12 protein-coding genes are annotated in these 14,740 nt (G+C 72.0%); 8 read left to right on the forward strand and 4 right to left on the reverse strand.

Translation table 11 applies throughout. The features are described 5' to 3' along the window. Nucleotides 1-15 precede the first annotated feature (15 nt). From JUB13_RS16045 to JUB13_RS16060, 4 genes are read left to right on the forward strand one after another with little or no spacing between them, the layout of a single operon-like run. On the forward strand, nucleotides 16-1,107 hold the full coding sequence (locus tag JUB13_RS16045) for an ABC transporter ATP-binding protein (RefSeq protein ID WP_207480715.1): 1,092 nt from the start codon (nucleotides 16-18) through the stop codon (nucleotides 1,105-1,107). After that, entirely contained in the window at nucleotides 1,107-2,249 is a 1,143-nt protein-coding gene (locus JUB13_RS16050) for an MBL fold metallo-hydrolase (protein WP_207480717.1), read from the forward strand. The genes JUB13_RS16045 and JUB13_RS16050 overlap by 1 nt, the downstream gene beginning before the upstream one ends. Next, the gene (locus tag JUB13_RS16055; RefSeq protein WP_207480719.1) at nucleotides 2,246-2,791 is read left to right on the forward strand and encodes a histidine phosphatase family protein; all 546 of its coding nucleotides are present in this window, start codon (nucleotides 2,246-2,248) and stop codon (nucleotides 2,789-2,791) included. Before JUB13_RS16050 ends, JUB13_RS16055 begins: the two co-directional genes overlap by 4 nt. A gap of 28 nt (nucleotides 2,792-2,819) precedes the next feature. Next, on the forward strand, nucleotides 2,820-3,221 hold the full coding sequence (locus JUB13_RS16060; protein ID WP_207480720.1) for a GFA family protein: 402 nt from the start codon (nucleotides 2,820-2,822) through the stop codon (nucleotides 3,219-3,221). A gap of 36 nt (nucleotides 3,222-3,257) precedes the next feature. Here the strand turns inward: JUB13_RS16060 and JUB13_RS16065 are convergent, their stop codons facing one another. Both JUB13_RS16065 and recQ read right to left on the reverse strand, forming a co-directional pair. After that, nucleotides 3,258-4,337: a hypothetical protein gene (locus JUB13_RS16065; protein WP_207480722.1), complete on the reverse strand. Its 1,080-nt coding sequence runs from the start codon at nucleotides 4,335-4,337 to the stop codon at nucleotides 3,258-3,260. Nucleotides 4,338-4,808: 471 nt separating this feature from the next. Then, nucleotides 4,809-6,662 carry a DNA helicase RecQ gene (gene recQ / locus JUB13_RS16070; protein WP_207480724.1) on the reverse strand — a complete coding sequence of 618 codons (1,854 nt, stop codon included), beginning with the start codon at nucleotides 6,660-6,662 and terminating at the stop codon, nucleotides 4,809-4,811. Between the two features lie 207 nt (nucleotides 6,663-6,869). Between recQ and JUB13_RS16075 the strand changes: the two genes are divergently transcribed. Beyond that, entirely contained in the window at nucleotides 6,870-7,730 is an 861-nt protein-coding gene (locus tag JUB13_RS16075) for an alpha/beta fold hydrolase (RefSeq protein WP_207480726.1), read from the forward strand. Between the two features lie 86 nt (nucleotides 7,731-7,816). Here JUB13_RS16075 and JUB13_RS16080 read toward each other — a convergent pair whose 3' ends face one another. Then, the gene (locus JUB13_RS16080) at nucleotides 7,817-9,160 is read right to left on the reverse strand and encodes an ammonium transporter (RefSeq protein WP_207480728.1); all 1,344 of its coding nucleotides are present in this window, start codon (nucleotides 9,158-9,160) and stop codon (nucleotides 7,817-7,819) included. A 468-nt stretch (nucleotides 9,161-9,628) separates the two neighbouring features. Here JUB13_RS16080 and glgC point away from each other — a divergent pair, with 468 nt between their 5' ends. The 3 genes from glgC (at nucleotide 9,629) to bla (ending at nucleotide 13,452) form a co-directional block, all read left to right on the forward strand. Beyond that, complete coding sequence (gene glgC / locus JUB13_RS16085; RefSeq protein ID WP_328702946.1) at nucleotides 9,629-10,894, forward strand: glucose-1-phosphate adenylyltransferase; 1,266 nt, start codon at nucleotides 9,629-9,631, stop codon at nucleotides 10,892-10,894. Nucleotides 10,895-10,901: 7 nt separating this feature from the next. After that, entirely contained in the window at nucleotides 10,902-12,347 is a 1,446-nt protein-coding gene (glgA, locus tag JUB13_RS16090; RefSeq protein WP_207480732.1) for a glycogen synthase GlgA, read from the forward strand. A 250-nt stretch (nucleotides 12,348-12,597) separates the two neighbouring features. Beyond that, nucleotides 12,598-13,452: a class A beta-lactamase gene (gene bla, locus JUB13_RS16095; RefSeq protein WP_236024983.1), complete on the forward strand. Its 855-nt coding sequence runs from the start codon at nucleotides 12,598-12,600 to the stop codon at nucleotides 13,450-13,452. 27 nt (nucleotides 13,453-13,479) lie between these two features. Here bla and JUB13_RS16100 read toward each other — a convergent pair whose 3' ends face one another. After that, nucleotides 13,480-14,709 carry a methyltransferase gene (locus JUB13_RS16100; RefSeq protein WP_207480737.1) on the reverse strand — a complete coding sequence of 410 codons (1,230 nt, stop codon included), beginning with the start codon at nucleotides 14,707-14,709 and terminating at the stop codon, nucleotides 13,480-13,482. Between the last annotated feature and the right edge of the window lie 31 nt (nucleotides 14,710-14,740).

The raw sequence follows: 14,740 nt of genomic DNA on the forward strand, positions 1-14,740 counted from the left end.
GGAGTGCTGAAGCCCATGCGCATCGAGATCGACAGCGTCAGCCGCGTCTTCGGCGGGCACGCCGCGGTGGACGGGGTCAGCCTGACCGTGGGCTCGGGCGAGTTCGTCGTGCTGCTCGGCCCGTCTGGCTGCGGCAAGACCACGCTGCTGCGCCTGATCGCCGGGCTCGAGGAGCCCGATGGCGGCGCCATCCGGCTCGACGGGCGGCCGGTGGCCGGGCAGGGGCCCTTCGTCGGCCCCGGCGAGCGCAACATCGGCATCGTCTTCCAGTCCTACGCGCTGTGGCCGCACATGACGGTCGCCGGCAATGTCGGCTTCGCGCTGAAGGTGCGCGGGCTGCCGCGGGCCGAGCGGGAGGCGCGGATCGCGCGCGCCCTGGCCCAGGTCGGGCTGCAGGACCACGGGCGGCGCTTTCCCTTCCAGCTCTCGGGCGGGCAGCGCCAGCGGGTCGCGGTGGCGCGCTGCCTCGCCATGTCCCCGCCGATCATCCTGCTGGACGAGCCGCTGGCGAATCTGGACCCGAACCTGCGCGGCGCCGTCCTGCGCGAGTTCCGGCAGATGCACAGGGAGCTGCGCTCGACCTTCGTCTACGTGACCCACGATCAGGCCGAGGCCTTCGCCCTGGCCGACCGGATCGCGATCATGGATGCCGGGCGCGTGATCCAGTTCGCTCCGCCGCGGGAGATCTTCGAGGAGCCCCGGACCGCCGGGGTCGCGCGCTTCGTGGGAAGCGGCGCGCTGCTGCCCGCCGAGCTGCTGGCCCGCACCAGCGAGGGCCGCATGCTCGTGCGCGTCCTCGGGCACCAGGCCGTCGTGCGCTGCGCCGGGGACATGCCGACGGGCTCCGGAATGCTCTGCCTGAAGCGCCGCGACGTTGCGCTGCACAGGACATGGGAGCCCGGCCTGATCGAGGCCCGGGTGGCGGATCTCCGCTACCAGGGCGGCGGCGAGATCGCCGTGCTGGCCTTGCCGGACGGGCAGGAGATCGAGGTCGAGCTCGGGCGCGCCGAGCCGGCGCCGGCCATGGGGGCCCGCGTCGGCCTGTCTGCGCGCGACGGCTGGGTGATCCCCGGCGCGGTCGCCGCCCGGGCCTCCGAGGCCGCCTGATGCGCCTCGGTGCCGGCACGTCCAGCGCCGGGGCCCGCGGAGCCGGCGCGCGCCTTCTCTGCATCTCGGGCATCGGGCCGAAGCGGCCGGCCTGCTTCCTGGTTGAGGCGGAAGGGCGGCGCATCGTCCTCGATCTCGGCGTCGGGCCGGATCCGGGCCGGCGGCCGGACGTCTCGGGCGTGGGGCCGGTCGACGCGGTGGTGCTGAGCCACGCCCATGTCGACCACGCCGGCGGCATGGACCTGCTTGCGGCGCTGGGCGACCCGCCGGTCCATGCGACGGCGCTGGTGCTGGACCTGGTGAAGCCATATCCGGGGCAGCAATCCCGGGGACGGCCGTCTTCGGCGGTGCTGTCGCCCACGGGCGAGGCCGAGATCGCGGGCATCCCGGTGCGGACCGGGCGTGCCGGCCACGCGCCCGGCGGGGTCTGGATCCATCTCGGCGTTGGCGGGGGGCTGCTCTACATGGGCGACCACTCGGTCGAATCGGATCTCTACGCCTTCGACGACCCGCCCCCGGCGGCGACGCTGGTGCTGGATGCCTCCTACGGGACCTATGACGAGCCGCAGGCCCGGTGCCGTGCCGAGATCGAGCCGTTCCTGGCCGCCGGCGCGCTCTTCCCGGTGCCCGCCGGCGGGCGCGGGCCCGAGATGGCCGCCTGGGCTGCAGGGCTCGGGCTCGGGGTGGCGATCGACGCGGCGGTGGAGGACATGGCGCGCCGCCTCGCGGGACCAGAATCCGCCTATCTGCGCCCCGCTGCCGCCCAGGCCCTGGCACGGCTCCATGCTGGCTTGACCGCGCCGGGCGATCCCGGCCGCCCAACCTTCGCCGCCAAGCCGAACGCCGATGGCGGCGCCGCGGCGGCGCTGGCACGCGACTGGGCCGCCCGGCCGGGGCGCCCGCCGATCCTCTTCACCGGCCATGTGGCCGAGGGCAGCCCCGCGGCGGAGTTGATGGCCTGCGGCCGCGCCGAGTTCCGGCGCTGGAACGTGCACCCGAGACTGTCCGACAACGTGGCGCTGGTGCGCGCGGTGGGCGCGCGCCGCGTGATCCCGGCCTTCGGGGCCACGGTGCATGGCCCCGCCTGGGCCGAGGCCTTCGCACCGGCCGAGGTGACCTTCGGTCCCGAGGTGCTCCTGTGACGCGCCCGGGATCCGTGCCGCTGCTGGAGACAGAGTTCTGGTTCCTGCGCCATGGCGAGACCACCGCCAACCGCGACGGCATCGTCGCCGGGACCATCGATGCGCCGCTGACCGGGGCCGGGCTGCGGCAGGCCGAGGCCGCGGCCCTGCGCCTGACCGGTGCCGGCATCGCCGCCATATGGTCGAGCCCGCAGCTCCGCGCCCGCGAGTCCGCGCGCATCGTGGCCGAGCGGCTGGCGCTGCCGGTTGTCCTGGTTCCGGGGCTCGGCGAGCGGAACTGGGGCGAGTGGGAAGGCCAGCCGCGCGCCGTGCTGGTGCGCGGGCGCAGGCCCGCCGGCGGCGAGGGGCCCGAGGAGTTCCGGGACCGCGTGCTGGCGGCGCTCGCCGCCATCGCGCCGCCCTGGCCGGCGCTGGTGGTCGGGCATTCCGGAACCTTCCGCGTGCTGCACGCGGCGCTGGGCTTCGGCGAGGCGGGAGAGACGATCGGGAACGCGCGCCCGGTGCGCATGTCGCGCGGCGGGCTGCTCATCGACGAGGATTGAGGACGGGTCAAGACACGGGGAGGGAAGAATGGGCGGCGATCCGATCCGGCACCGGGGCCGATGCGCCTGCGGGGCGGTCAGCTACGAGGCATCGGGACTGCGCGACGCGGCGCTCTGCTCGTGCGAGACCTGCCGGCGCGCCTCCGGCGCCGGGGCGGTGGCCTGGGTCGTTGCGGACCGCGACACGCTGGTCGTGCGCGGCGAGCTCGGCACCTTCCGGTCCTCGGACCATGCCGAGCGGCGGCACTGCCGCCGCTGCGGCAGCCAGCTCTTCCTGCTGGAGGACGATGAGCCCGGCAATGTCGAGATCGCCGCCGGCACCCTGGACGAGCCCGAGGCCGCACGGCCGGAAGCCCATATCTGGACCCGGGGCCGGCCCTCCTGGGCGGCACCCGGCTTCGCCGTACGCGAATACGAGCAGGACCGGTAGGCCACCCCACGGGCGGCCTGCCGGCACCGCCCCCCGTCAGAACTCCTTCTGCAGGCCGACCAGCGCCCGCAGCTTGGTCTCGCTGTCGCCGACGCCCGCGCCGACGCCGACCCCCAGCACGACGTCGCCAGGCAGTAGGTGGCGCACGCCGATCTCGATCAGCGTGTCGACCTCCCCCCGCTCCTCGAGCTGGCGGTGCGCGACATCGGCGAGGACGGCAGTGGTCGCTGCGACCGGATAGGCGATGCCGAGGACGCCGCCGAAGGCGTTCTTCCGGCTCTCGTCCTCGCCGTTGATGATGCGGCTCCAGCTCAGATTGGCGTGCAGGAAGGGCGCGTCCCCGCCGCTGCCGAGAGGCTGGCTGGCCAGCAGGGTCAGCTCGGTCTCGCGCGCATCGCCGCTGTCGTAGCCGAAGGGCACGGCGAACGAGCCGCTGACCGCCAGGGCCGGCCCCAGGCCGCGGAGCGGCAGGAAGTTCCACTTGGCGCCGAGCTCCGCCTCGCCGCTCTTGGCCTCCTCGGCATTGCCGAGGCCGTAGCTGACGCCGAGGGTCGCGGCAAGCCCGCGGGCGAGCCCGATCTCGACCTCGACAGCCGGGGTGTAGAGGTTTCGGCCGCGGCGCCGACCCTCGTCACCATCGTCGTCGTCGTCATCATCGTCATCATCGTCGTCCTCGATCGCCTCCAGCACCGAGCCCCGCTTGCGGGCGCGGTCGAAGACGAACCCGATCTTGGCCTCGACCTCGCCGGGGCTGGGCACGAAGGCATCCTCGACGCTGACGGGGAGGCCGTCGTCGGCCCCGGTGCGCTCATCCCCCTCGGCTACGCGCGGCGGCGCCGAGCCCGGCGCGCCGGAGGTCCCGATCCCCACATTCTCCAGGGCTTCCAGGCATTCGTCGTACTCGCCCTCGCCGAGCTCGCGCTCGGCGATCCTGAGGGCGCGCGCGAGCTGGGCCTGCTGCCCGGAATCCGTTGCCTGGGCCAGCCGGCCGCGCAGCGTCGCGATCCCCGCCTCGCATTGGGCGCGGTCCTGGGCCAAGGCCGTCCCGCCCATGCCCGCCAGCAGCATCACAGCCGCGGCGAGCCGAACCGCCCCGCTGCGCGTCCTCTCGATCAAATGCCCTGTCGGCAAACGCCCCATTGGAATTCCCCCTCGACGATTGGTGTTCTGGCCCGGCGCACCCTTCGGCCGAGAAGCCGCGGGGTGCCGCCCCGGAACATCGGTCCTTCCGATCTCCTTGCGCCGCCTACGAGTGTCCGGGCGTCGCAATTCTCGAAATCAGACCTGTTTTCGAGGGGTTGTGGAATTGTCTATTGGTAGAATACCAGGTCGCTATGCCGAATATTAAGGATGGCGTGATTTGGTCTGTAGCATGACTGGAAAGGAAAAGATGATCCTTGGAATCCATCCGAGGATTTCTCGGGCAAGACCGGACGCATGGCGCGGGATCAGGCATCGGTCCCGCCTGGCTGCCGACGAGGACCACCAGTGTGCATGGAGGGCGCCCGGCGTCCCATGGCCGGATTTCCCGATCTCATCGGGATTTGTTCCCGATGCGCCGCCCGCTGCGCCGCGGGGCGCTTGGCCTCAATGCTGCACGTGCGCGCGGATCACCGCCAGGAAGGCGTCGCCGTAGCGCTCGACCTTGCGTGAGCCGACGCCCGGCAGCCCCGCGAAATGGCCGGCGTCGCGCGGCTTCTCCCGCACCATCTCGAGCAGCGTGCTGTCGTGGAAGATCACGTAGGGCGGGACGCCCTGGGCCTTGGCGAGCTCCAGGCGCCGCGCCTTCAGCGCGTGCCACAGCCGGTCGTCGGCCTCGGACAGGGCGGCCGGGGCGCCGCTGTCGCGCCGGGCGCGCGCTTCGCGCAGGCTCTTCTTCGTGCCGGCCGCGGGATCGCGGCGCAGGCGCACGGACTGGCCGCCCTTGACCACGGCGACCGCTCCGGGCGTCAGGCGCAGCCCGCCGTAGCTCTCATGGTCGACCTCCAGCAGGCCCGACGCGATGAGCTGGCGGAACACCGCCTGCCACTCCTGCTTGGACAGCTCGGTTCCGCAGCCGAAGGTCTTCAGCTTGTCGTGGCCGAACTTGCCGACCTTCTCCGTGGCCGAGCCGCGCAGCACGTCGATCAGATGGCCGGCCCCGAAGCGCTGGCCCGTGCGGTATGCCGCCGACAGCGCCTTCTGGGCCAGGACCGTGCCGTCGAAGGTCTCGACGGGCTCGAAGCAGGTGTCGCAGTTGCCGCACGGCTCCGCCAGCGTCTCGCCGAAATAGTTCAGCAGCACCTGGCGCCGGCAGGCCGCGCACTCGCAATAGCCGACCAGGGCCTCCAGCTTGGCGCGCTCGACGCGCTTGATCTCCTCCGGCGCCTCGCTCTGCTCCAGCATCTGGCGCAGGGTGACGACGTCCTGGACGCCATAGGTCATCCAGGCAGTGGCGGGCAGCCCGTCGCGGCCGGCGCGTCCGGTCTCCTGGTAATAGGCCTCCAGGCTCTTGGGCAGGTCGAGATGGGCGACGAAGCGCACGTTGGGCTTGTCGATCCCCATGCCGAAGGCGACCGTGGCGCAGACGATCACGCCCTCGCCCTTGGTGAAGCGGTCCTGGTTCGCCTCGCGCAGGCCGGGCTCCAGCCCGGCGTGGTAGGGCAGCACCTCGCGCCCGGTCTCGCGCGCCAGCCATTCGGCCGTGTCCTCGACCTTGGCGCGGGACAGGCAGTAGACGATGCCGGCGTCCTCGGGGTGGTTGGTCTGGATGAACTCCAGGAGCTGGCGCTTGGGCTCGCGCTTCGGCACCACCCGGTAGGTGATGTTGGGCCGGTCGAAGCTGGAGATGAAGACCTCGGCGTCCTGCAGCCGGAGGCGCTGGACGATGTCGGCGCGGGTCTGGTTGTCGGCCGTGGCGGTCAGCGCGATCCGAGGGACCTCGGGGAAGCGCTCGGCGAGGATCGAGAGCTGCAGGTACTCGGGGCGGAAGTCGTGGCCCCACTGGCTGACGCAATGGGCCTCGTCCAGGGCGAAGAGACAGACCTCGGTGCGCGCCAGCAGCTCGAGGAAGCGCGGCGTGACCAGCCGCTCGGGCGCCACGTAGACGAGGTCGAGCGCCCCCGCCGCGATCTGCCGCTCGACCTCCTGCGCCTCGCGCCAGTCCAGGGACGAGTTCAGGTAGGCCGCGCTGACGCCGAGCTGGCGCAGCGCGTCCACCTGGTCGCGCATCAGCGCGATCAGCGGCGAGACCACCACCGCCATGCCCGGCCGGACCAGGGCCGGAACCTGGTAGCACAGCGACTTTCCGCCGCCCGTGGGCATCAGGACCAGCGCGTCGCCGCCGCGGATCACATGGTCCACGATCTCGGCCTGGGGCCCGCGGAACTGGGGATAGCCGAAGACGCGCCGCAGCACGTCGACGGCCGGGTCCTGTTCGGCGAAGAGGAGTGCTTGGCTCAAGTTCTAGCGGTCTGTCCGGAGCGGAATCGCAAGGTCTATGTATGTGGCACAGAGTCAATGAAAGATGAACGGGGATCTCGCGGCCGGGCGGACAGACGCGCGATTGTCGCAGCGGCGCGGGGGCCCGGCGCGATGGCGGGAACGCCCCTGGCCGCCGCCCGGTTGCCCCGGCATCGGGGGAACGGAAGGGTGGGAAAGGGGGCTGCGATGTTCGAGGGCTTCGCGCTCGACATGGTCGAGCTGCCGGAGGCGACGCTCCGCGTGCGGCACGGAGGCGCGGGGCCGCCTGTCCTGCTGCTGCACGGTCATCCCCGCACCCATGCCACCTGGCACCGGGTGGCGCCGCTGCTGGCGGCCTCGCACACGGTGGTCTGTCCGGACCTGCGCGGTTTCGGCCGGTCCTCGAAGCCGGCCGACGCACCAGACCACGCGGGCTCGTCCAAGCGGGCCAAGGCGCGCGACTGCATCGCGCTGATGGAGCGGCTGGGCTTTCCCCGTTTCGCGGTCGTCGGGCATGACCGCGGCTGCTACACGGCCTTCCGCACCGCCATGGACCATCCCGGCGCGGTCGCGCACCTCGCGGTCCTGGACGGGGTGCCGATCCTCGAGGCGCTGGAGCGCTGCGATGCGCGCTTCGCCCAGGCCTGGTGGCACTGGTTCTTCTTCGCCGTCCCCGACAAGCCCGAGCGCGCGATCCTCGCCGATCCCGACGCCTGGTACGGCGGCTCGCCCGATGCCATGGGGGCCGAGGCCTACGAGGACTTCCGGGCGGCGATCCACGACCCCGCGACGGTGCACGGCATGATCGAGGACTACCGCGCCGGGCTCGGCATCGACCGGGAGCACGACCTCGCCGACCGGCAGGCCGGCCGGGTGCTGGCCTGCCCCGTGCTGCACCTGTGGTCGCGCCGGGACGACCTCGAAGCGCTCTACGGTGACCCGCTGGCGGTCTGGCGGCGCTGGGCGCCCGATCTGCGCGGATGGGGCCTGGACTGCGGCCACCACATGGCCGAGGAGGCGCCCGAGGCGCTCGCGCGGGCGCTGCTGGACTTCCTCGCCGAGGCGTGAAACAAGGCATGAAACGAGGGGCCTGAAAAGGGAAAAGGCCACCGGGGCGAACCCCGGCGGCCTTCCCGCGACCGATGGACCGGCGATCAGTGGACCGCTTCGCCATGCAGGTTCAGGTCCAGGCCCTCGCGCTCGATGTCGGTGCTGACGCGCAGGCCGATCACCAGGTCGACGACCTTCAGGATCACGAAGCTGGCGACGGCGCTCCACACGATGGTGGCGACGATGCCCCAGACCTGCGTCACGACCTGGCCGGCATTGCCCTCGAGCAGGCCGGTCGCCGCCTCGCCGCCGATGGCGCTGCGGGCGAAGACGCCCGTCAGCACCGCGCCGACGATGCCGCCGAGCCCGTGCACGCCGAAGGCGTCCAGGCTGTCGTCGTAGCCGAGCATCCGCTTCAGGCCGGTGGCGCCCCAGTAGCAGACGACGCCCGCGACGCCGCCGATGACGATCGCGTCGCCCGGGCCGACGAAGCCGGAGGCCGGGGTGATCGCGACGAGACCGGCGACCGCGCCCGAGATGATGCCGAGGACGCTGGGCTTGCCCTTGGCGGCCCACTCCACGAACATCCACACGAGGCCCGCGGCGGCGGCGGCGGCCATGGTGACCAGCATGGCCATGCCGGCGCGGCCGTTGGCGGCGGCGGCGGAGCCCGCGTTGAAGCCGAACCAGCCCACCCACAGCAGCGAGGCGCCGATCAGGCTCAGCACCAGGTTGTGCGGGGTGAAGTGCTCGGTCGGGTAGCCCGTGCGCTTGCCGATCACGATGGCGGCGACCAGGCCCGCGACGCCCGCGTTGATGTGGACGACCGTGCCGCCGGCGAAGTCGAGCACGCCGTCGCCGAACAGGAAGCCGTTCGGGTGCCAGACCCAGTGGGCGATCGGCGCGTAGACGATCAGCGACCACAGACCCATGAAGACCAGCATGGCCGAGAACTTCATGCGGTCCGCGAAGGCGCCGGCGATCAGCGCCGGCGTGATGATCGCGAAGGTCATCTGGAACATCACGAACACGGTCTCGTGGATCGTGAACGCGACCGCGCCGTCACCCTCGCCGAGGGACAGCGGCGTCGACAGATCGGCCATGCCCGAGAGAAGGATCCGGTCCAGCCCGCCCACATAGGCGGAGCCGCTCGAGAACGCGAGGCTGTAGCCGACCAGCACCCAGAGCACCGCGACCAGGCAGCAGATCGCGAAGCTCTGCATGACCGTGGCGAGCACGTTCATCTTGCGGACCATGCCCCCGTAGAAGAGGGCGAGGCCGGGGATCGTCATCATCAGGACGAGCGCGGTGGAGGTCAGCATCCAGGCAGTGTCGCCCGTGTCCGTGGTCGGGGCGGCCGCGTCCTGGGCCAGCGCACCGCCCGGCAGCGCGACCGCCGCCACGAGCGCAGCCAGGAGCGGCGCGGCGAGGGCAAGAAGACGGGTCATCAGCAAATCCTCTTCACTGGGTTCGTATCGGCCCGCCCGCCGGAGCGTCCCCCGGCCGGGACGCATCCGGCGCCGGGCGGTGGCCAGCGGGCCGACCGCTTCTTTCAAGAACCATGCCGAAGATTTGCCCAGGGGATTCAGCCGATTCAGCCGGCCCTTTCCGCCAATGCCGCGGTTCCGGCCCGGTCCGTGCCCCGTCGCTCTGCCTTTTTATTGGGCAGAATCACGTTGCCGCTATGCAAAATCGAAAGTGGGAGAGGGGCTTAGCCGGTCCGCCATAGGCTGGGCCGACGGCGACATCGGATTCTAGGCGCCAATCTGCCCAAGAGTTGTGCATCCATGGCCTTTGGCCTCCCCAATCCGGCCGTGTGGTTCGTCCCTGGGAAATGTGTCAGGTTGCGCCCGCCGTCCTCCGCAGCCCGCGGCGGGCAGCCAAGGACGCCAAGGGAAAACACCCGAGAGGTCGCCGTGCCCGTCGAACGCGAAATCCGTCTTGCGCCGAAGCGCGCGATCGCCCTGGTGCTGGCCGGGGGGCGGGGCAGCCGCCTGAAGCAGCTTACCGACCGACGGGCCAAGCCCGCCGTGCATTTCGGCGGCAAGTTCCGGATCATCGATTTCGCGCTGTCGAACTGCATCAACTCCGGGATCCGGCGCATCAGCGTCATCACCCAGTACAAGTCCCACTCGCTGCTGGTGCACCTCCAGCGCGGCTGGAACTGGATGCGCGGCGAGATGGGCGAATACGTCGACTTCCTGCCCGCGCAGCAGCGCATCGACGAGACGAGCTGGTACCAGGGCACGGCCGATGCCGTGTACCAGAACCTCGATATCCTGCGCGCGCGCAGCGCCGACTACGTCCTGATCCTCGCGGGCGACCACATCTACAAGCAGGACTACTCGGTGATGCTGCGCCAGCACATCGAGACCGGCGCCGACCTGACGGTCGGCTGCATCGAGGTTCCTCGCGAGCAGGCCCGCGCCTTCGGCGTGATGCATGTGGACGAGGGCGGGCGCATCGTGGGCTTCCTGGAGAAGCCCGCCGATCCGCCCCCGATCCCCGGAAAGCCCGACCGCGCGCTCGCCAGCATGGGCATCTACGTCTTCAGCGCCGGCTTCCTCTACGACCAGCTCATGCGCGATGCGGCCGACCCGACCTCGAGCCGGGACTTCGGCAAGGACCTGATCCCGTACATCGTTCCGCGGGCCAACGCCATCGCCCACCGCTTCGAGGATTCCTGCATCGTCAATCCCGGGGCGACGGAGCCCTACTGGCGCGACGTCGGCACCATCGATGCGTACTGGGAGGCCAATCTCGACCTGACGGCGGTGACGCCGGCCCTGAACCTCTACGACCAGGACTGGCCGATCTTCACCTACCAGGAGCAGCTCCCCCCCGCGAAGTTCGTCTTCGACGACGACAGCCGGCGCGGGACCGCGGTGGACAGCCTGGTCTCGGCGGGATGCATCGTGTCGGGCGCCTCGGTCCGCGGCTCGCTGCTGTTCAACCGCGTGCGCGTCAACAGCTACTGCCGGCTCGAGCGGTCGGTGATCCTGCCGGAGGTCGAAATCGGCCGGCATGCGCGACTGTCCCGGGTGGTGGTCGACCGCGGCTGCCGGATCCCCGACGGGCTGGTGGTCGGCGAGGACCCCGAGGAGGACGCCCGGCGGTTCCACCGCACCGATGCGGGGGTGACCCTGATCACGCGCGAGATGCTCGAACGGCTGAAGGCCTGACCCGGGCATGCGCGTCCTTCACGTCGCCTCGGAATTCTACCCGCTCGTCAAGACCGGCGGCCTCGCCGACGTGGTGGGGGCGCTGCCCGGCGCGCTGCTGGGCATCGGCGTCGATGCCCGGCTGCTGCTGCCGGGCTACCCGCGGATCCTGGACGGACTCTCGGGCATCAGGGTCGTCGGCGAGCTGCCCAATCCCTGGGGCGGCGCCCCGGCGCGTCTGCTGGTGGGAAGGACGGCCGAGGGCGTCGCCTGCTACGCCGTCGATTCGCCGCGGCTCTACGACCGGCCGGGCAACCCCTACCTGGATCCCCAGGGCCGCGACTGGGCCGACAACCACCGGCGCTTCGCGCTGCTCGGCTGGGCGGCGGCCTGGCTGGCCGGCGAGGGCGGCGGCTGGCGCTGGCGGCCGGACATCGTCCATGCCCATGACTGGCAGGCCGGTCTGGCGCCGGCCTATATCGGCCTGCGCCAGTGGCCGCGGCCGGCGACGGTCTCGACGATCCACAACATCGCCTACCAGGGCGTCTTCCCGCCCACCGTGCTGAACGAGCTCGCGATCCCGCCCGAGGCCTACAGCATCGACGGGCTCGAGTACCACGGCCAGATCGGCTTCCTGAAGGCGGCGCTCTGGTACGCCGACCGCATCACGACCGTCAGCCCGACCTATGCGCTGGAGATCCAGACGCCCGAAGGCGGCATGGGCATGGAAGGGCTGCTCCAGGGGCGCGCGGGCGACCTCTCGGGCATCCTGAACGGCGTCGACTACGGCGTCTGGAGCCCCGCGACCGACGCGCGCCTGCCCGCCCGCTACACGGCCGAGGACATGGCCGGGAAGGCGGCGTGCAAGGCCGCGCTGCAGGCCGAGTTCGCGCTGGACGCCGATCCGGCCGCGCCGCTCTTCGGCGTGATCAGCCGGCTGACCCAGCAGAAGGGCTTCGACCTGCTGCTTCACGCAGCGCCGCGGCTGCTGGCGCAGGGCGCGCAGCTCGCCGTGCTGGGCTCGGGCGAGGCGGCGCTGGAGGAAGGCTTCCAGGCGCTGGCCCAGCGCCATCCCGGCCAGGTCGGCACCTTCATCGGCTATGACGAGGCGCTCTCCCACCGCGTGCAGGGCGGCGCCGACGTGATCGTGATGCCGTCGCGCTCGGAGCCCTGCGGCCTCGTCCAGATGTACGCGCTGAAATACGGGTCCCTGCCGCTGGTCCGGCGGACCGGGGGCCTCGCCGACACCGTCGTCCATGCCGCTCCCGGCATGCTGGGCGCGGCGACCGGCTTCGTCTTCGACGATGCCGACGTCCAGGGCCTGTCCTGGGGCTTCGCCGCGGCCCTGGAGCTCTACCGGGATCCCGAGGCCTGGCGCCGCGTCCAGCGCAATGCCATGGCCCAGGACTTCTCCTGGACGGCCTCAGCCCGGCACTACCGGGACCTCTACCGCGACCTGTTCCCCGACGTCTGAAGGTCGCGCCCGAGAGGGCTCTCTCCGATCCATCCGAACCGGCGGCGCGCCCTGACGAGCCCAGGGCGCCTGATCGGCCGTGCGTGCGTCACGAAGCCCAAATCCAGCTTGGGACAGGCCACAAATAACGTGGTTTGGCGGGTCCCGCCTGCCGGGTCCATACCAGATCGGGGCCGCAGAACGGATCGCGCGGCAGACGAGGATGGAGGACGACGTGCGGGGAGCACTGACGCGGCGTGGATTTTCGGCAATGCTCGGCTTGGCGGCCACCTGCGCGCTGGCGCCCCCGCGCCTGGCGCTCGCGGGCGGAGATATCCTGGCGGGAACGCTGGCCGACGTCGAATCGAGGCTGGGCGCGAAGCTGGGCGCAGCCATCCTCGACACCGGGTCGGGACGAAGCTGGTCCCACCGCTCGGGCGAGCGCTTCCCGATGTGCAGCACCTTCAAGGCCATGGCGGCAGGGGCCGTGCTGGCGCGGGTCGATGCTGGCCAGGAAGCGCTGGGCCGGAAGATCCGCTTCACGGCCGCGGACCTTGTGAGCCACTCGCCTGCGACGAAGGCCAGGGCCGGCGGCGACGGGATGACGCTGGCCGAGCTCTGCGAGGCCGCTATCACCCAGAGCGACAACACGGCGGCCAACCTGATCCTGCGCCGGATCGGCGGGCCCCCCGGCCTGACGGAATTCGCGCGTTCGCTCGGCGACGTCAAGACGCGGCTCGACCGGTGGGAGACCGACCTCAACGAGGCGCTGCCCGGCGATGCGCGCGACACGACGACACCTGGCGCCATGGCGGCCAGCCTGCGCGCGCTCGTCCTCGGCGACCGGCTTTCCGCGACCTCGCGCGAGCAGCTGGCCGCATGGCTCGTCGCGAACAGGACTGGTGACGACCGGCTGCGCGCAGGCCTCCCGAAGGGCTGGCGTATCGGCGACAAGACAGGTACGGGCGACCACGGCACGACCAACGACATCGCCGTGATCTGGCCGCCGGGGCGTGGACCGGTGGTCGCGGCAGTCTACATCACCGGAACCCGCGCCCCCCTGGCCGAGCGCAACGCCGGCATGGCGGAGATCGGCCGCGCGATCGCGGCGGCGCTGGGGGCCTGAGGGGGCGGCCCGGAACAGCTCCCGCCCTCAGGGATTGCGCAGCAGCAGCTTCGCGAGGCCGTTCAGCGGGGCGTAGAGGGCGTCGAACTGGGCCTTGAAGGCGTCCCAGCCCAGCGCGCCGTCGAGGGCGCGGAGCTGCTCGTGGATCGCGCCCAGCGGAGTCCGGCCATCGATGCGTGCCAGGATCGGGCCGGCGAGGCGGGGCAGGGCCAGGCTCAGGGTCAGGCCGGCCAGGTCGGCGTCCAGGCTGGCCCCGGGCCTCAGGCCCTTGGCCAGGGCCGGGCCGTCGAGGTCACGCAGCACCGGGACGGTGTCCGGCCCGTCGGGCCGCGCGACCGCGCCGGCGGCATCCCCGGGACGCGTCAGATAGGCCACGTGCTTGGTCAGCGATCCCGCGACGCGCTCGGCGAAGGCGGCGCGCTCCAGCCAGGGGCGCTCTCGCAGGGGAGCCAGCAGGGCGGGATCCTTGATCCACGTCTCGGGCGCATAGCGCATGGGCTCGACCAGGGCCGCGACGGCAAGGCCGCACTCCTCCACCAGCGCGGCCAGCTCGGGCACCGTGTAGGCGCGGTCGCGCGAATGCAGCAGCAGGTCGTAGAGCCCGGCATCCGACTGCCTGTGGTCGCCCAGGAACGGATTGCGGCGGAAGCCGTTGGTCGGCGGCAGCCGCTCCAGGAGGCGCCGGGCCTGGGCGACCCGCGCCGCGGGCGCAAGCTCCGCGCCGAGCTGGCGCAGCGCCTCCTGCAGCGGATAGAGCCCGCTGCGCCCGTAGGTGCCGTAGACCATGACGCCCATGGCGCCGCCGGGCGCGAGCGCACCGGCCAGCGAGCGCAGCCCGGCCGCGGGATCCTCGAGGTGGTGGAGCACCCCGCAGCAGTCGATGTAGTCGAAGGGGCCGCGGCCGCCGAGCTCCAGCAGGGAGCCGCGTTCGAAACTCACGCTGTCCAGGCCGCGCACGCGCGCTCGCGCCTCGGCGATGGCGCGCGAGGCGTCCGAGAGGTCCAGGTGCAGGATCTCGGCCGGGATGCCGGCGTCGCGCGCCTGCTGGGCCAGCATGATGGTGGCGTCGCCGGTGCCGCCGCCGGCCACCAGGACGCGGAAGGGGCGCGAGAAGTCCAGGCGGCCGCCGAATCCGAAATGGTTCAGCTCGTCCAGATGGCTCGGTGAGCCCGTGACCAGGCGCCGCCGCTCGTCGGCGGGATCGCGCGCGGGGTAGGGATAGGCCTCGTACTGGGCGCGCAGGTCCTCGCCCCTCACGATCCGCGCCCCATGCCAAGTGCTTCTGCCC

Origin of the sequence: Arenibaculum pallidiluteum (genome assembly GCF_017355985.1) — a bacterium.
Taxonomy (GTDB): Bacteria; Pseudomonadota; Alphaproteobacteria; order Azospirillales; family Azospirillaceae; genus Arenibaculum; species Arenibaculum pallidiluteum.

Excerpts from the sequence above, each read along its gene's own strand:
- JUB13_RS16045 (WP_207480715.1), top strand. The coding sequence starts at position 16 with ATGCGCATCGAGATCGACAGCGTCAGCCGCGTCTTCGGCGGGCACGCC.
- JUB13_RS16050 (WP_207480717.1), top strand. The coding sequence starts at position 1,107 with ATGCGCCTCGGTGCCGGCACGTCCAGCGCCGGGGCCCGCGGAGCCGGC.
- JUB13_RS16060 (WP_207480720.1), top strand. The coding sequence starts at position 2,820 with ATGGGCGGCGATCCGATCCGGCACCGGGGCCGATGCGCCTGCGGGGCG.
- JUB13_RS16075 (WP_207480726.1), top strand. The coding sequence starts at position 6,870 with ATGTTCGAGGGCTTCGCGCTCGACATGGTCGAGCTGCCGGAGGCGACG.
- JUB13_RS16080 (WP_207480728.1), bottom strand. The coding sequence starts at position 9,160 with ATGACCCGTCTTCTTGCCCTCGCCGCGCCGCTCCTGGCTGCGCTCGTG.
- glgA (WP_207480732.1), top strand. The coding sequence starts at position 10,902 with ATGCGCGTCCTTCACGTCGCCTCGGAATTCTACCCGCTCGTCAAGACC.
- bla (WP_236024983.1), top strand. The coding sequence starts at position 12,598 with ATGCTCGGCTTGGCGGCCACCTGCGCGCTGGCGCCCCCGCGCCTGGCG.